General features: G+C 34.3%; 18 protein-coding genes. 4 read left to right on the forward strand and 14 right to left on the reverse strand.

The annotated features are described in order from the left end of the window. Positions 1-9 precede the first annotated feature (9 nt). Positions 10-1,086, forward strand: coding sequence for a metallophosphoesterase (locus tag IJL02_RS06200; protein ID WP_292813185.1), 1,077 nt, complete (start codon positions 10-12; stop codon positions 1,084-1,086). Between the two features lie 43 nt (positions 1,087-1,129). After that, positions 1,130-1,642, forward strand: coding sequence for a zinc ribbon domain-containing protein (locus tag IJL02_RS06205; RefSeq protein WP_292813188.1), 513 nt, complete (start codon positions 1,130-1,132; stop codon positions 1,640-1,642). Here the strand turns inward: IJL02_RS06205 and IJL02_RS06210 are convergent. The 9 genes from IJL02_RS06210 to IJL02_RS06250 all read right to left on the reverse strand — a co-directional run bounded on the left by IJL02_RS06210 (position 1,639) and on the right by IJL02_RS06250 (position 10,481). Further along, positions 1,639-2,475 (reverse strand): TIM barrel protein, encoded by an 837-nt coding sequence (locus IJL02_RS06210; protein WP_292813191.1) that lies wholly within the window; start codon positions 2,473-2,475, stop codon positions 1,639-1,641. The two genes, IJL02_RS06205 and IJL02_RS06210, sit on opposite strands and share 4 nt — an antisense overlap. A 33-nt stretch (positions 2,476-2,508) precedes the next feature. Continuing rightward, entirely contained in the window at positions 2,509-3,525 is a 1,017-nt protein-coding gene (locus IJL02_RS06215) for a phosphorylating glyceraldehyde-3-phosphate dehydrogenase (protein WP_292813194.1), read from the reverse strand. A gap of 128 nt (positions 3,526-3,653) precedes the next feature. Next, complete coding sequence (locus IJL02_RS06220) at positions 3,654-3,857, reverse strand: heavy-metal-associated domain-containing protein (RefSeq protein ID WP_292813199.1); 204 nt, start codon at positions 3,855-3,857, stop codon at positions 3,654-3,656. An 8-nt stretch (positions 3,858-3,865) separates the two neighbouring features. After that, positions 3,866-5,749: a cation-translocating P-type ATPase gene (locus IJL02_RS06225; RefSeq protein WP_292813202.1), complete on the reverse strand. Its 1,884-nt coding sequence runs from the start codon at positions 5,747-5,749 to the stop codon at positions 3,866-3,868. 59 nt (positions 5,750-5,808) lie between these two features. Further along, positions 5,809-6,081: a metal-sensing transcriptional repressor gene (locus tag IJL02_RS06230; RefSeq protein ID WP_292813211.1), complete on the reverse strand. Its 273-nt coding sequence runs from the start codon at positions 6,079-6,081 to the stop codon at positions 5,809-5,811. 100 nt (positions 6,082-6,181) lie between these two features. After that, entirely contained in the window at positions 6,182-7,279 is a 1,098-nt protein-coding gene (locus IJL02_RS06235; protein ID WP_292813214.1) for a DNA topoisomerase IV subunit A, read from the reverse strand. 8 nt (positions 7,280-7,287) lie between these two features. Beyond that, positions 7,288-8,976: a DNA topoisomerase VI subunit B gene (gene top6B / locus IJL02_RS06240; protein WP_292813505.1), complete on the reverse strand. Its 1,689-nt coding sequence runs from the start codon at positions 8,974-8,976 to the stop codon at positions 7,288-7,290. A 341-nt stretch (positions 8,977-9,317) separates the two neighbouring features. Beyond that, positions 9,318-9,935, reverse strand: coding sequence for a KH domain-containing protein (locus IJL02_RS06245; RefSeq protein WP_292813219.1), 618 nt, complete (start codon positions 9,933-9,935; stop codon positions 9,318-9,320). 192 nt (positions 9,936-10,127) lie between these two features. Beyond that, complete coding sequence (locus IJL02_RS06250; protein WP_292813222.1) at positions 10,128-10,481, reverse strand: hypothetical protein; 354 nt, start codon at positions 10,479-10,481, stop codon at positions 10,128-10,130. Between the two features lie 99 nt (positions 10,482-10,580). Between IJL02_RS06250 and IJL02_RS06255 the strand changes: the two genes are divergently transcribed. Continuing rightward, positions 10,581-10,904, forward strand: coding sequence for a hypothetical protein (locus IJL02_RS06255; RefSeq protein WP_292813225.1), 324 nt, complete (start codon positions 10,581-10,583; stop codon positions 10,902-10,904). Between the two features lie 298 nt (positions 10,905-11,202). Here IJL02_RS06255 and IJL02_RS06260 read toward each other — a convergent pair whose 3' ends face one another. The 5 genes from IJL02_RS06260 to IJL02_RS06280 all read right to left on the reverse strand — a co-directional run bounded on the left by IJL02_RS06260 (position 11,203) and on the right by IJL02_RS06280 (position 15,520). After that, the gene (locus tag IJL02_RS06260; protein WP_292813230.1) at positions 11,203-11,775 is read right to left on the reverse strand and encodes a flavin reductase family protein; all 573 of its coding nucleotides are present in this window, start codon (positions 11,773-11,775) and stop codon (positions 11,203-11,205) included. A gap of 67 nt (positions 11,776-11,842) precedes the next feature. Beyond that, complete coding sequence (locus IJL02_RS06265; protein WP_292813235.1) at positions 11,843-12,832, reverse strand: aldo/keto reductase; 990 nt, start codon at positions 12,830-12,832, stop codon at positions 11,843-11,845. Between the two features lie 40 nt (positions 12,833-12,872). Beyond that, positions 12,873-13,610, reverse strand: a complete 738-nt coding sequence (locus IJL02_RS06270; RefSeq protein WP_292813242.1) for an SDR family oxidoreductase — start codon at positions 13,608-13,610, stop codon at positions 12,873-12,875. 43 nt (positions 13,611-13,653) lie between these two features. Next, positions 13,654-14,637 (reverse strand): alpha/beta hydrolase, encoded by a 984-nt coding sequence (locus IJL02_RS06275; protein WP_292813249.1) that lies wholly within the window; start codon positions 14,635-14,637, stop codon positions 13,654-13,656. Between the two features lie 43 nt (positions 14,638-14,680). Beyond that, positions 14,681-15,520: an aldo/keto reductase gene (locus IJL02_RS06280; protein ID WP_292813252.1), complete on the reverse strand. Its 840-nt coding sequence runs from the start codon at positions 15,518-15,520 to the stop codon at positions 14,681-14,683. Positions 15,521-15,625: 105 nt separating this feature from the next. Between IJL02_RS06280 and IJL02_RS06285 the strand changes: the two genes are divergently transcribed. Then, complete coding sequence (locus IJL02_RS06285) at positions 15,626-16,069, forward strand: MarR family winged helix-turn-helix transcriptional regulator (protein ID WP_292813255.1); 444 nt, start codon at positions 15,626-15,628, stop codon at positions 16,067-16,069. Positions 16,070-16,198: the final 129 nt, after the last annotated feature.

Below are 16,198 nucleotides of genomic sequence, written 5' to 3' on the forward strand. Positions count from 1 at the left end.
GTAGAGTTTATGAGTTTTAGAACAAGAAGAGTAATGTTTATGACGCCGTTTTACATGTTATTTGAGTTTTTCCTGCTTAAATATACATTTGCCGTTTTGGGCAATGTAAATGATGTTTACATTATTTTATTGACTGTGGTGATAGGTTTATTGCATGTTGTGCCGATGTTTCTGGAGGCAGAAAAATCAACCAAACTGGGAAGGTTATGCCAGACAGTTGATGGAGTCTGGATGTGGGCTTCAGTGATGTTTTTAATAGATATTTTAATTATTTATCTCATTGGTGCTTTTGTACAACTTCCTTTTTGGATTAGAGTTATTTTACTTGCAATTGTACCAATCCTTGGTATTTATAATTATTATAAAGCTCATAAATTGGTTGTCAATGAAAAAACTATATTGCTCGAGAATTTGCCTTGTGAAATCAGCATTGCTCATTTATCAGATGTTCATTTTGGCTCTGTAAGACACAAAGAGATTATCCGTAAAGTCGTCGACAAATTAAAAGAACTTGAAGGCATCTGTGAGATTGCTATCATTTCAGGGGATTTGGCAGACGGTTCATCAGTAGTTGAAGAGGATGATTTTCTTGAATTTAAAAAAGTTAACATGCCTATACTATTTACTCCTGGAAACCATGATTTCTATCCTGGAATTGAGAATGTCTTTAAAGCATGTAAAAAAGCAGGTATTATTGTTTTGGATAATGAAAGTTTTGAATTTGAATGTTTGAATATTTTCGGTTTGACATTCAGTTTTGAAGATAGGGATGTTCCAAAAATAGATGATAGTCTTATTCGTGAAGGTTTTGTTAATATTATTAATTATCATGTACCATATTACTTCGATGAGTTCTCTAAAATCGGATTTGATATTCAATTATCCGGCCATACTCATGGGGGACAGTTCTATCCTGCCATAAATTTTGCAAATAGGATGTTTGAATATAATATGGGTCTTTTTAAGAATGATTTGGGCAAATATATTCATGTTACAACAGGTGTCGGGTCAATGGACACTCCGATGAGGTGGGGAACTGATTCTGAAATTGTTGTTTTGAAATTAAAAGATAACAATAAACTATAAGTTTTTTAATAAATATTATCAAATATTAAATTAGGTTTTTATCATGGCAATTGAAGATAATCATAATCATTTTTGTATTTACTGTGGAGCAAAAATCGATCCAAACCAGAACTTTTGTGCGGATTGCGGAAAACCTGTTTACAAGGATGAATCTGTAATTCAAAAGAGCCCATCAAAGTATGATGCAAAAATCAATGAATTGGCTCAAGAATATAACAGTAAACAGGCCAGAGCTAAGGAATTAGTTGAAAAACTTTTTGATTCAAGCCATATGGCATACGAACGGTTCGATTCTTCAATCAATAAATCAAATAATCTATTTGATATTCAATTGGGAATTGCAAGAAAGATGGCTGAGATGGATGTTGATGAAAATCCTTTCATTGAAAAAGAGATTGAGTCTAAACTTGTTACTCTGCAAACATTCATTGATAAAATGGATGATTTAACTAATGAATTAATTATTCATTTAAGCTCAAATAAAAAAGATGATGAGGATATAAATAATTTATTTAAAGATATGGATGATTTAATAGATTCCGTTAAAGATTATTAAATCATGTTTTTATATATCTCTTTCATTTTTAATGCGTCAACATCTCTTAGAGGTGTTTCACATATGATATTCGCTTTCCATCCATTGTCAATAAGATTTGCAAGTAAATCTTCGATATTCGGACCATATTCATCACTTTCATCTAATGTATGATGTTTTACTTCGCCGTGACTGGCATATTCGATGGTTGTAAAGTGACAATGCAGGCGGTCAATATCGAGCTGATTTTCAATTGTTGAGAATATGCAATTATAATCGTCTTTTTTTGTTAGAAATCCTCTTCCACGAGCATGAATGTGTGCAAAATCAATTGTCGGTTCAAAATGATCAAAAGTAGCGCATAATTCAACGATTTCTTCAATATTTCCCTGTTGAGTTCTTTTTCCAGTAGTTTCGGGAGCGAATGTAAAATCTTCAATGCCTTTCGCTTCAAGTTCTTCAAATAATCTGTTGACGGTATTTTTTGAAATTTCCATTGCTTTTTCAGGTTTTCTATTTAAATAAGCACCAGGATGAAAAACTAATCTGTAAGCACCCATCCATTCTCCGGCACGGGCCATTGAAATTAAATGGTTGAGGCTCTTTTCAAGTTTATCTTCTTCTTTTGCACATAAATTGATATAATATGGACCATGCATGGAAATTAGGATATTATGTTTTTCAGATTCTTTTTTTAATGTAGTTGCTGAGGATTCCCCAATTCTTACTCCGTATGGGGATTGATATTCGTAGGAATCGAGTCCTTCTTCGCAAATATATTTTGGAGCTTTATAAGCGGCTCCTTTATAATCAATGGGGCTTCCAGCAGGGCCAAAAAATACATTATGTTTCATTTAAATCAGTTAAAAAAATAGTAAAAAGGGAATTTAGAATATTCCCATAGCTTCGTTGGTTTTTGCAATTGATTTTTCGTTGTCACTTTCCATTTCTAGGAGTGCACGAATTGCATCAATATTTTCCGGAATTACGTCAGATTCCTGGTGAACTGCTTGCATGTAGAACAATTCATTTCCCACGACATTAATGGATTCTTTCCAAACTGGAATTTCATATAAATCGTTTCTGTTTCTTCCAAGCTCTTTAGCATATTCCATTAATTCGGCAGTTGAGCCTAAACCTTCTTCAGCTGATACGACGATTACTCTTGAACGTTTTTCTAATGCTTCAATAATTTCTTCAGTTTCAACATCGTTGTTGATTTCAACCATAATGTTGTGTTGGTGCATTAATGTAGTAGGTACGAGTAATGCCATAGTAGTCACATCAATACCATTCATTACAGTTTTTACGTCAGGACCGTGGTGGGATGGTACTTTTGGAGGGTTTGGAACAATTGCATTAATTGGTCCTTTCTTAATTTCAGAAGGATCTGAACCTCTTCTCACCATCACTGCTCTGACTTTTTTGATATCTGCAATAGGATCAATAGTGGATAATGTACGGGTGAGCCCAGTAGTGTTACATGAAACAACTCTGGTGTAGTCTGCACCGTATGAATCATCATAATTTGAAATAGCGTTAAATGAAAGGCCTGTTAGGTCGTGGTCTTCTCCACCCTGATAAATTGCTTTAACACCTGCTTTTTTATACATTTCAAGGTTTTGTGGTCCGATACTTCCAGGAGTACAATCAACAACAACATCTGCTTCCTGAATCATGTCTTCAACAGTACCGGCTATTTCAATTCCAGCGTCTTTAAATAATTGTTCTCTTTCTGGAATTCCAATGTATAAAGGATAGCCCTTTTCTTCAACTGCAGTTCTTGCTTCGTAGTTTGGTCTAGTTTTACTTACACCAATTACTTTCATATCATCTTGAGCAGCTACTGCATCAGCCACTCTTTTACCGATGGTTCCATAACCATTAATTGCAACAGTTTTCATTTTAATCCCTTTTTTATTTATAATAATTTTAAAAATATTATTATATGGATTAAAATTTATTGTTTAAGTTATTTATAATTTGATATTTGAAAATAAGAAAAATAGAAAAAAAGAAAAAAGAAGTAGAATTATTCTACTTTAAAGCCTGCTTCTTCGACAGCTTCGTTAATGTCGGCATCACTAACATCGCCAGACATTGTGATTGTTGTAATTCCGGAGTCTAAATCAGCTTTAGCATCGTCAATTCCGTCAACGTCTTTTAAGCATAGTTCAACAGCGTTTACGCATGATGGGCAGTGCATGCCCACTACTTTAATTTCTTTTTCAGCCATAATTTCACCTATATTATAGTTAATGTTATTGATTTATTTAAACTTTTAGTTAAACCTAACTTTTTATATTTTTTATAATCCTTTCTCGATATCTTGAAGTTAACCAGAGTTGATGAATAAATGATAACAATTACTGATCCGATATTGTGGACTAATGCTCCTGTAATTGGGTCTAAAAGACCTAAAAGAGCCAACACCATTGCTATAAAGTTTAATCCGAGGGAAAATGCAATATTGAAATTAATTATTTTTATGGTTTTTCTTGCAAGTGCTATTAAGTGAGGCAGATTTCCGATATCGTCATTGATTAGTGCAATATTGGCTGCATCAATTGACACGTCACTTCCTATGCTTCCCATAGCTATTCCAACATTGGCTTTTCTTAGGGACGGTGCATCATTTATTCCATCTCCAATCATCGCAACTTTTCTGCCTTTAAGCTGTTGCAGTTTGATGTATTCGCATTTATCTTCAGGCAGGCAATTGAATTTTGCATCTGTCACTTTTACTTCGCCTGCAATAAATGAACCGGTCTTTTCATTGTCTCCGGTAAGCAATGTGGTTTTAATTCCTAAACGTTTTAATTTTTCAATAGTTTGTTTTGAGTTATCTCTTAAGACGTCTGCTAATATCACTTTTCCTAAAATTTCACGGTTTTTACAGACATAAATTGATGTCTCTCCATTTCTTAAATTGTTTTCATCGGCTAATTGGATATTTTCACTTTCAATGAATTTTTGATTTCCGGCTATTATCAAATTCCCGTTTATTTTTCCTTTGACTCCTTTTCCAATAGTCATTTTAAAATCAGACACTTCAGCTAAATCATTACTGTTGTAATATTTTACAATTGATTTGGCTAAAGGATGTTCTGATTTTGACTCAAGAGATGCAAGCAGATACATCATTTCTTTTTCATTATCTGAGATTACTTTTGTTACTTTTGGTGTTCCATATGTCAATGTTCCGGTTTTATCGAATATCAATTCAGAAATGTGAGCTAGCTCTTCTATTGATGCTCCGTCTTTTACCAGAATTCCATATTTTGTCAGATTTCCAATACCGGCCATTATGGCGGTAGGTGTGGCAAGGACTAATGCACAAGGGCAGAATACTACCAAAACGGTTACTGATCTTGTTATTTCAAATGTGAATAAGTAAACCAGTACTGCAGCACTAAAAGCTATTGCAACAATCATTGCTGCCCATTTATCAGCGGTTTTCACGATTTCTGCATTTTCAGGGTTTGATGATTCAACCAATTTTATTAATTTTTGAAGGGAACTGTCCTGGCTGACCTTTGTTGTTTTCATTGTAAATGATCCGTAAAGGTTTATTGTTCCGCTATAAACTTTGTCATTTTTAACTTTATCAACAGGCATTGATTCGCCGGTTAATGTTGATTGGTCAATGGATGTTTCTCCTTCAATGATTATTCCATCAGTTGGAATGCTTTTGCCTGGAAGAACTTTTAAGATATCTCCGACTTGTACTTGTTCGACAGAAATTTTTTCTTCAATTTTGTTTCTAATTCTTGTTGCAACTTGAGGTGTGAGTTTAACAAGTTTTTCAATTCTTCCTTGAGTTCTGGATACAGTATATTCTTCTAAAAATCCACCGATTGCCATAATTGTTGCAATTTCACCTGCTGCAAAAACTTCTCCAATTATTATTGAAGAGATTATTGCAATGGACACAAGCAAATCCGCTTTTATATCAAATTCTCTAATCAATCCTTCTGCACTTTCTTTCAATATCGGTAATCCGCAAAGTATTACTGCAATCCAAGAGAGATAATCGAGTGATTGAGTATAACTTGCAATAATACTTATTACGGATACTATTATTAGTAGCAAGTCAATTTTTTGACTTTTGTCTAATTTTAGTTTCATATTAAACAGCCCCATTAGTATAGATATACCCCATAGGGTATAGTGTTAATTTAAAAAAATTAAAGTCTGGAGTAATATTCGATGATTGATGTAATGTCACCTAAAGCATTATCTGAATCTCCTTCGTCAATTGCTTGTTTTACACAGTGTTCAAGATGTCCTTCAACAATAATGTATCCAACTTTGTGTAATGCTGATTTTACGGCATTAATTTGCATCAATATCTGTTCACAGGGAATATCCTCATCAATCATACGGTCAATTGCATTGACTTGACCTGAGATTTTTTTGAGTCTCCTGTGTAAATTTTCACTATCCATACATTCTTTCAAATTAACACAACCTATACGTGCTAGGGTATATGAATTTTTTAGTATATAAATATTTTGGTTAAAAATTTAAAAAAATAAAAAAAGGAGGAAAATATCAAGTCTATGCTTGATTTTCCATTTCTTCAAATTTAGCTGGGAAATATGTATCTACTACATATTCAAGCCCATATTTTGAGAAAGATTGCTGTTCTGCTTTTTTACCAATTTTAAGCATCTTTTTAATTTCAGTTTGCCAGAAATCAGTTTTATACCTTGGGTCTTTTGAAAGCTCTTTTAATCTCATTACATCAACGTCTTTGAGCTTATCGGTAGGTAAGTCATAGTTGATGATATCAGATGCAGTTACTCCAATGAATTTAGCATCAGGAGTTGCTAATTGTTCATTAACGTGAGCTAATTTTGCACTTCCGGAAATAATTACCTGTGCAATGTGGAATCCCCAAGGGTCTCCGTCGTTACAAATGTAGACTGGTAAATCAAGTTCTTGGTTGACTCTTTTAAGGAATCTTCTTGTAGCACGAGCAGCTTGTCCTTTGAGTCCCACAATCAAACAATTGAATCTTTTGTGAGCATTTTCCTGAACTAACCTGTGAAACATTCCCATAGTTTCCACAGCCAATACTTTATCAACCTTACACTTGTCGAATACAACTTGATCAATTGTAGGGGATATTGTATAACCTGATTTTCCAACCTTTGAAGCATTAATTTCCACTTCATCAAATAAAGTAAGGTCTCCATAAACTGATGCTCCGTCTTCTTCAGGCATTAAACCTAAATCTTCACGTGTAACTCCGAGTTTAACTTCCAGGTCTTCTCCGATAATGTTGGATTCTTGTTGTGTTTTAAAACTGATTCCCCAACCTTCAGAAACATAATACATTTCCCTGATTGTAGCTGTTTTTTCTCTTGCAACAAGGTCCTTACAGAAATTTCCCACATAAACCATTTGGCCTAATTTTCTGATTTGTTTCACATTACCTAAAGATCTTCTACCGAATCTGTCGCCCAATACATAGTATCTTTTAGCTTCATCATAAACGATGTTTCCGGTACCTCTGGATGGAATTTTAATACTAGGAACTTTATTTTTTTCAATGTCTTCAATAATTTCTTGGCCTAATCCTTTTAATTGGTTGAGGGTTATTTCTTTAGTTTTCTCTTTATGGTCTTGATTTTTTTGTTGTAGTTCATCCATTTAACCACCTACTCCTCAAATTCCTCTTCTTCATCATCGTCTGTGAAATTATCTAATGTGGAGTTACCTGCTTCGACGGTATGTCCAAATTCATCAACTTCTTCCATGATGATTGCATCAAGTTCTTCTTCTTCCTCTTCTTCAACTTTTTCACCAAGCAGCTCTGCAAGAGCCCTTTTGGTTACTTTTACTAAAATATCTTGATATTCAGGAACTCCGGTCTCACCGAGTTTTGCTGCTTCTTCGATAATTACTGGAACGTATTCCTCGAATACTTTAGAACGTTTTTCTTTTTCTTTAGCAGCTTTTTTAGCCCTTATATGTTTTTGAAGTTTACGGGCTAATTTCATTGTAGCCTGTCTGATTTCGTGGACAATTTCAGGCTCTGGTGATACACTTTGTTTTCCTGTTGAAAGGTAAGGTACCTGTGTTGAAATGATATTGACAAATAATGTTAATGGGGTGTTGTCTAAATCTTTAAGACCGTAACGTTTCCAATCAATACTTTTAAGCGCTTCTGTAATAGCACAGCTTCCGGCATCGAATGTTAATGGAACTCTGTTTGCAAATCTCATAATTTCAGATTTTCTTTTCTCATTAACAACTCTTCCTGCATCTCCACCATAAGCAAGACCTGCTTCAATAATGAATGAAACTCCTCCCGCATAGGTAACCGGTTTTCTTGTAATTGTAGCTACAAATTCAGGTTTAAGGATTTGTTTCATACCTTTTTCGATTTGTTCAGATCCGATTGGTATAAGTCCGTCGGTTGGAGGTGCCATGAATTTCATTTTCTTAAAGCAGTGCACAATAGCTTCAGCTTCAGGGAATGTCATAGCTTTCGGACGTTTGTTCATGTCAATTCCGGTTGCTTCCGCAATTTCGTCAACTCTTTTATTTGACATTCTTGACATTGAAGATGTTAACATACTTTTATATCTTCTTTTGTCAGTATTTTTAGCCATTGTCATTAAATCGTCAGCGCTAACACCTTTTGGGTGAGGTAGGACTTCTTTTGGCTGTACTGGAACAACATCTGCAGCTCTTTTGAAGATGTATTTGTGTCCTGATGGGTCTCTAAATGTGATTTTTGCATGAGGATTTCCAATCATGGTTCTTCTGATATATTCAAAAGCACCCTGTTCTGCAAGTGAGTATGATACGTCTTTAAACTGTAATTCAATACATACTCCGGTACTTTCTGCTGGATAATCTTCTCTTTCCATCAAGATTCCACGGTTGTTTTCAACATCCATCTGGAACTTCATTTTCACTCCTTTAATTTCATCTCCTTCTTTGTAGCATGAAATTACACGGGCAGGTTTACCTGTGGTCATTTGTGATAAAAGCACACAACCACTACAACCTAAACCTTGCTGTCCTCTGGATTGGATGTTTCTGAATTTGGATCCTGCAAACATCATACAGTATACCTGCATCACGTAATCTTCAGGAATTCCAGGTCCGTTATCCTTATGTCTTAAAATATAATGTTCTTTATCAATACGTTTTAATTCAATATCAATGTCAGGCAATATTCCAGCTTCTTCAGCTGCATCGAAACTGTTTGTAATCAGTTCGTGGAAAACAATAGTTAAAGAACGAATTTTACCTGTAAATCCAAGCATTTGCTTGTTTTTTCTAAAGAACTGTGATGGGGTTAATCTCTGAAAGTCTTCTTCCCAATCAAGTCCCATTTGTTGTTCTGGGGCCAAAATTTTTCCTCCTTAAAATTATATATTTAAATGTATTATATGATACTATATTTAAATCAAGTCAGAGAGCATTTGAAAAGTAATATGTATGCGGTGCCCTAGCTAGTCCGATTAAATATATGGTAAAATAATAATTTAAAAACATGTAAAAAATATAGTATTTACATTACACTACCTATATATGTTGGTTACAGTATATAAGGTTTTACTATTATTTACATAATTTTTACAGTAAGCTTTCATTAAATTGGTAGGTGTATAAAATATTGTTTTCGGCATGGTTTATGGGTGTATTAAAAAATAAGTTATAGGAGGCAGTGCTCCTAATAATCTTTTTCATCAAAGTCGATGCCATCCTTGAATTCGATTTTATCGTCTTCAATTCCAACCAGGTCTTTAAACTCTTTCATTTTTAAAGTTTCTTTTTTATGTTCTAGAAATCCGTAAACAGATTTGTGTCTGGACCCGTTCAATATCATTTCGATAGCTTCTTTTGCAATCATGATATTGTCCATTTCTCCGATAAGGGAAACTGTTTTACCATAAATTGCCATGTCCACTTCTGCCATTTCCATAATTATTTCCCGTGTTTTCCCGTCTTTTCCAATTATTCTGCCTTTGTATCTAGCAAGTGCTTTTTTGGATTTTCCTATGTATAATGGCAAGCTTAATACTTCCAGATAAATGTCATCGCTAACTAATTTAAGTGCAACTTCCGGGTTAAATCCACGGGCAACTGCTTTAACGATATGATTTGCATTCCAAACTCCTAAAGGATCTTCCATATCATCTCTAGGTGTTATATAAACTGTTCCATCATCACTATCAATGTCCAAATGTGTACCAGTTGCCTGTTCAATGGATTTTTTTACTCCTCCATTGCTTCCGATTAATGCCCCTACTCTGTTTTGAGGTATTTTTAAATAATCTGTTTCTGGCATAATTTTCACCTTTTAATCTAATTAATATTAATTATTTAATCTTAAATTTTTAAATGTTTTTATTAAAGCGAGTATTTAAAAGTTAGGATTTAATGTTTTTTGAGAAGAATTTTTTCACTGGGCTTTCAGGAAATTAATATATAAAAATAAGTTAATGAAGTGCAATGCACTTCAATAAAATAGGATTAAGTATTAAAGTTGGGATACAAACATTTTGGCAGTGTCCACATACCATTTATATAATGCTTCATCATGATATTTTGAAGTTAATCCTTTTTGATATAGAGTTTTTAATTTGGACACGGACATGGAGGTGTCTCCTGCATGAACTCTAGCTCCTGCATAGATGATTGTAGAAGCTAAAAACATATAAGCATCATCATCACTATTATCATAGCTTACCCATTGATTTAGAATATTCATTACTCCAGTGTCCTGTTTTTCAAATGCTTTTTTGAAATCTAAAGCATATTGATAATTTGTGGTATCGTAAGAAGTCTCATTACTTGTGTTGTTTTTCTTAAATATTTTATCCAAAAATCCCATGTTTTCACCTTTGAGGCATCAGATACAAATAGTATTTAATTTAAAATATTTATATGTTCACTGTTGATATGATTTCAATTAAACTAAATGGTGATTTTAATGGGTTTGTTTGATAAATTAAAAAAAGATAGTGCTAATGAAAAATGGGATTACGCAAAAAAGTTTAAAGATGCATATGAAAACGGTACTTTGAGAAATGTTTTTGATGCTCTTGATGAATGGCAAAAAAATGGTGGCGGAGGCGATGCAAACTGTAGTTTTGCAGTTGTTATTACAACTCAGTTCAATAGTTTAATCAGTTTGGGTGATATTAAAACTTTGTTTTTAGCTGCAAAAGATCAGGATGCTGCAAATAAAGAATTGCGAAGTTGGTTTGAAGCAACCGCTCATGCTGTAGTAAAGCAGAAGGGAATTGATATTTAAATTATTATAATCAGCTAAATGGTGTTTAGATGATTAGTCAATATTTTAACATTTATATTTAACTAATCGAAATTGGAATTTATTTGGGTGAATAATGCCAATTTGTCCTAATTATGGGAGTTATAATCCTTTAGGTGACCATCATGAATTTGTGGAACTACATTCTGGTGTGATTTTGAATGGGGATTTGGTGAGGGCGTGGAGTCTCGTTTAAATGATGAAAATCCATACGGTTATGATTTTTTAAAATATAATTATTTCTTTGTTAATACTTAAAAAATTAAAAAAAAGTTAAAAATCATTTTTTAACTTTCAGTCCATCATTGAATGCCTGTCCGACAACTTCTCCAATAATTCTGTAGGTGTTTCCAATGGAATCGAACATTATAGGTTGCAGTTTGTCAACTGAAATGTTTCCGCCTTCATCCAAAATAGATTCGTCTGCAGACATGTTAACGATTTCCCCGATGACTTTCATTTCACCAAGTTCTTCTTTGATGCTTAAAGCCTTACATTCAACAGTCAATGGATATTCTGCTATAATCGGTGCGTCCACATTTTCTGCTTTTTCGACGCTGACTCCAGATTCTTCAATTTTATCTACAACATTTCCTGAAAACAGTCCGAAGTAATCTGATATTTTCATTGTGTCCTTTGTCGCATAGCTTACTGTAAACTCCTTTTTAAGTTCAATGTTTTTAAGTGTCTTTTTTCCGCCAGGTGTGATTCCGATGTTAAGTGCAACATGTTTTGGTCCGCATTGGCCTCCCCAAGCAATATTCATCACATTTGTTTTTCCTTCTTCATCGTATGTTCCCACCATTAAAACAGGTAATGGTGTTATTTTTGCTTCTTCAATATTAATTCTCATTATTTTCACCTTTATTAGATTTATTTGTTATCAAATAGAAATTTCTCAGAGTTATTGTTTCAATGTGTTATTGTCCGGTTACTTGATGACCTCCAAAAACTGGAACATCAATATTGTCCAATAGCTCATCAATCTCCTTTACAATATTCTCTGACAGTTTGACTTCACTTGCCTTGAAATTGGATTTCATGTTTTTAATGGAAGTTGTTCCTGGAATCGGGATAATATAATCTTTTTTTGATAACATCCAAGCTAGTGAAATCTGTGCTGGTGTCGTATTTTTTTCATCAGCAATATCTGCCAGCAATTCAATTAGGCTTGCAGCAGATTCAAATCCCTTTTGGCTGTATTGTGGGAGGTTTGTTCTGTAGTCTGTTTCTTCAAAAGTGGAATTCTGGTTATATGCTCCGGTTAAAAAACCGTTTGCCATTGGTGAGAATGCAACAAAGCTCACATTCAACTCTTCACAAACCTGAAATAGGTTTTCATGCCATCTTGCAAGCATCGAATATCTGTTTTGAATTGCACTAACCGGACACACATCATTTGCTCTTCGAAGATATTCTTCATTTGCCTCGGATATGCCCCATGCTTTGATTAGGCCTTCATCAATCAGATTCTGCATTTCCTCCGCAACGGTTTCAGGTTCTGTTTTCGGATCTATTCTGTGCTGGTAGTACAAATCAAGACAATCTATATTCAATCTCTCAAGACTGCCTTCAAGTGACTTTCGGATGGCTTGGGGTGATGAATCGGGAATAAGTGCTGTTCCGTCAATTGTTATTCCGAATTTGCTGGCTAGTACCACATCATTTCTAAAGGACTTGATAGCCTCACCAATCATTTCTTCATTGTTACTTGCAGTTCCATTTTTGGTTTTTCCCACATAAACTTCTGCGGTGTCAAAAAAATTATAACCCTCTTTAAAGGACTGTTTTAGAAATTCAATCCCTTCTTCCATTGGAACTGCACTGCCATAAGCATGGGAAAGTCCCATGCAACCGAGTCCGACAGAATTTACATATAATCCTGTGTTTCCTATTTGTCTTTTCATCATGATTTCACCTAGGATGTCATTTAATCTGAAAGAAAGGGATTTAACTTTCCTTAGACGGCCTTACTACAATGTCTGAAACATCAATATTGTCCGGTTGGGAAATTGCATAAACTACTGCATTGGCAATGGCATCAGGTTCAAGACCGACATTTTCGTAAAACTCTTCAACCATACTTTTGGTTTCAGATGGGGCTATTGTATTTAAAAGCTCAGTTTTAATTGCTCCAGGATAAATAATTGTTGTGCGAATATTGGTTTCTTCCATAACTGATTCGGACCGGAAGGAATCAATTAATGCACGGACGAAATGCTTGGTACCGCTGTAAACAGCATTTCCAGGGACTGATTTTGTACCTGCAATGGAGGAGGTTACTAGGATGTGGCCTGATTTTTGTTCTATGAAATCCGGAAGAACAGCAGCCATTGTGTTTAATACTCCTTTGATGTTGATGTCAATCATTCCCATCCAGTCATCAATTTTGAGTTCTGACATATTTCCGCCAGGCATAATCCCTGCATTTGCAAATACAACATCAACCTTTCCAAATTCCTCTTTTGCCAATCTGACCAAAGATTTTATGTCCTCCAAACTGCTTACATCTGATTTTATATAGGCTGCATTTTCACCTATTTCGGATGCGAGCTTTTCAAGTTTCTCTTCACGTCTTGCGCTTAATACTACTTTAGCGCCTTTTTCTGCAAGAACTTTTGCGGTTTCTTCTCCAATGCCTGAAGAAGCACCTGTAATGATAATTACTTTCTCTTTCAAGTTTTCCATAACTAACACTAATTTTAAACATGTTCAACAACATGTGCACGTACTACAGATTTGATTTAAAGAATTCTTCAAGCTTATCGGTCACTTGTATGATGTATTCATCTACCCAATATGTTTGGATATGACTTGCACCGTCAATCAGGAATAGCTCCTTGTTTTCAGCATTTATTGCTTTTTCAAATGCTGAATCTGTCATGTATTTTGTATCGGCAGAACTTCCGGCCATCATCAATAATGGCTGAGTAATTAAATCCATTCTGTCATCAACATCAAAGGCCATTACCTTCGGTAGAGATTCTGTGGTGAATCTTGAATTGGAATTTGGATGTTTGTGTGTTATTCCATAGTATTCAACACCGTCACGGTAAAGTCCTTCAGGAAGAGATTCCATCATCTTACGAGTTTCCTCTTCTGTCATTTCAGGATTGTCTCCTTCATATATCACTTCACCTTTGAGAAGTTTGTTTCGAGCTTCGGCTCCTTTTTGAAGTCTTTCGCCAATGCCACTGATATCAGAATCCAAAAATCCGTTTCTTCTAACTCGTCCTGTGTTGAACATTGACAATACGGCCACTGCCTTGATTCTTTTGTCTTGTTGGGCTGAAGCTAGAGTGTAACCTGCTCCGCCGCAAATGCCTAAAGATCCGATTTTGTTAGTGTCTACAAAATCAAGGGAGGTCAAATAATCTACCATGCCGGAAACATCTTCTATTCTGTTTTCCGGATAATCACGGTTTCTCGGCTCCCCTTCACTTGCTCCCTGATATCTTGCATCACTGGCTAATGTTACATATCCCAGTTCGGCTAATTTTTGAGCGTATAGGCCTGCAACCTGTTCCTTGCATCCTCCATTGGGGTGGGCGACACTGATTGCCGAATATTTTTTAGATTCATCAAATTCAGAAGGTAAATATAAATTTCCGCTGACTTTAACATTTGACACTTCATAATTTACGGGTTTTATATTTACTTTACCTTCAATGTTTTCTTCTATTGCTCCATTGTAGACAAGTCCAAATTTATTCATTTTATCTCCAAAAAAATAAGAAAATGGAATTTAATTTCCATTTTTAAGCTATGCTACTTATAACGAACTTGATGAATTCAGGATTGTCGACTTCAACGATTGGGATGCCGGTTTCCAGTTCCTTGATTTTTTCCATATCTTCATCAGTGAGTTCAAAGTCAAATACGTCTGAGTTTTCAATCATTCTGGATTCTTTTGTGGATTTTGGGAAAACGACAATTCCTCTTTGAATCAGCCATCTTAAGATTACTTGTGCAACTGATTTTCCATATTTTTCACCTATTTCTGATAGGATCGGATTTGTAAATATTCCGTCTTTTCCTTCAGCTAATGGTCCCCATGCTTCTACAACAGCATCAAATTCCTTATGGAAGTCTTCTGTTCCTTCCTGTTGGAAAAATGGATTTACTTCAATTTGATTAACCATCGGTTTGATTTCAGCATTTAAGCAAAGGTCTGTGAAACGTCCTTGGGTAAAGTTACATACTCCGATTGCTTTGATTTTACCTTCTTTATATAAATCCTCTACTGCTCTCCATGTTGAGTATACGTCACCCATACATTGGTGGAGCAAGTATAAATCTACATAATCGGTTTGCAGTTTATCTAAGGATTCCTGAAATGCCTGTTTGGTTTCTTCATAACCGTATGATGAGACCCATACTTTTGTGGTTAAAAACAATTCTTCTCTTGCAATTCCACTTTCTTTGATTGCTTGACCAATTTCAGCTTCATTGAAGTATGCTTGTGCTGTATCAAAGTGTCTGTATCCTAATTCAATAGCTTTTTTAACTACATCTTTTGTTTCTTCTGGAGGTATTTGGAACACTCCAAATCCTAATTGAGGTATTTCAATACCGTTTGATAAAGTTAGATATTCCATAATTTTCACCTGTGGTAAAATATATTTGTTTCAATATATAAATGTTTCCAAAGGAAATATTTTCATAAGATAAATATTTATATGATGAAAGAGTAATATGTCATTATGAGCTTACCGAGTTATTTCAAAAAAGAAAATTATGAAGACATATTAATTTACCATTATGTTGAGGAACTAATCAGTTCCTTTGTAGAATTTGCTGATGAAGGGTTAAAAGATGATATTGTAACAACTAATAACTTAAGATTTTTACTTAGAATCAGATTCAGTGACATGACAACACAAAAGGACTTGGTAAATTTATTTAAGGTAAGTGATGGATATACTGCTAAAATACTTAGGCATTTTGAAGAAAACGGACTTATAAATAGGAAAGAGGATCCATCAAATAGGCGGAGAAAAATTGTTGAACTGACAGATAAAGGGATTGAAAAAACTGATTTGATTATAAAAACAATCGATGAACACGAAAAACAACAATCAAAAAATATGGATCCTGATGAGTTTAAACAACTGAAAAAACTCTTATATAAATTTTTAACTGGATAATGCATCATATTAAGTGATATTGTAGGATAATTCGAAAACATTATCTGCAGAATATTGGATTATGAAACAAATATTGTATCCATTTAAAACTAAACATCTAAAACTTAGGATCTACATATTCCCGTAAAA

It is taken from the genome of Methanobrevibacter sp., assembly GCF_017427765.1.
Taxonomy (GTDB): domain Archaea; phylum Methanobacteriota; class Methanobacteria; order Methanobacteriales; family Methanobacteriaceae; genus Methanocatella.

Excerpts from the sequence above, each read along its gene's own strand:
- IJL02_RS06260 (WP_292813230.1), bottom strand. The coding sequence starts at position 11,775 with ATGAGAATTAATATTGAAGAAGCAAAAATAACACCATTACCTGTTTTA.
- IJL02_RS06265 (WP_292813235.1), bottom strand. The coding sequence starts at position 12,832 with ATGATGAAAAGACAAATAGGAAACACAGGATTATATGTAAATTCTGTC.
- IJL02_RS06250 (WP_292813222.1), bottom strand. The coding sequence starts at position 10,481 with ATGGGATTTTTGGATAAAATATTTAAGAAAAACAACACAAGTAATGAG.
- IJL02_RS06255 (WP_292813225.1), top strand. The coding sequence starts at position 10,581 with ATGGGTTTGTTTGATAAATTAAAAAAAGATAGTGCTAATGAAAAATGG.
- IJL02_RS06235 (WP_292813214.1), bottom strand. The coding sequence starts at position 7,279 with ATGGATGAACTACAACAAAAAAATCAAGACCATAAAGAGAAAACTAAA.
- IJL02_RS06275 (WP_292813249.1), bottom strand. The coding sequence starts at position 14,637 with ATGAATAAATTTGGACTTGTCTACAATGGAGCAATAGAAGAAAACATT.
- IJL02_RS06205 (WP_292813188.1), top strand. The coding sequence starts at position 1,130 with ATGGCAATTGAAGATAATCATAATCATTTTTGTATTTACTGTGGAGCA.
- IJL02_RS06270 (WP_292813242.1), bottom strand. The coding sequence starts at position 13,610 with ATGGAAAACTTGAAAGAGAAAGTAATTATCATTACAGGTGCTTCTTCA.
- IJL02_RS06215 (WP_292813194.1), bottom strand. The coding sequence starts at position 3,525 with ATGAAAACTGTTGCAATTAATGGTTATGGAACCATCGGTAAAAGAGTG.
- top6B (WP_292813505.1), bottom strand. The coding sequence starts at position 8,976 with ATGGGACTTGATTGGGAAGAAGACTTTCAGAGATTAACCCCATCACAG.
- IJL02_RS06280 (WP_292813252.1), bottom strand. The coding sequence starts at position 15,520 with ATGGAATATCTAACTTTATCAAACGGTATTGAAATACCTCAATTAGGA.
- IJL02_RS06225 (WP_292813202.1), bottom strand. The coding sequence starts at position 5,749 with ATGAAACTAAAATTAGACAAAAGTCAAAAAATTGACTTGCTACTAATA.
- IJL02_RS06285 (WP_292813255.1), top strand. The coding sequence starts at position 15,626 with ATGAGCTTACCGAGTTATTTCAAAAAAGAAAATTATGAAGACATATTA.
- IJL02_RS06245 (WP_292813219.1), bottom strand. The coding sequence starts at position 9,935 with ATGCCAGAAACAGATTATTTAAAAATACCTCAAAACAGAGTAGGGGCA.
- IJL02_RS06200 (WP_292813185.1), top strand. The coding sequence starts at position 10 with ATGAGTTTTAGAACAAGAAGAGTAATGTTTATGACGCCGTTTTACATG.
- IJL02_RS06210 (WP_292813191.1), bottom strand. The coding sequence starts at position 2,475 with ATGAAACATAATGTATTTTTTGGCCCTGCTGGAAGCCCCATTGATTAT.
- IJL02_RS06220 (WP_292813199.1), bottom strand. The coding sequence starts at position 3,857 with ATGGCTGAAAAAGAAATTAAAGTAGTGGGCATGCACTGCCCATCATGC.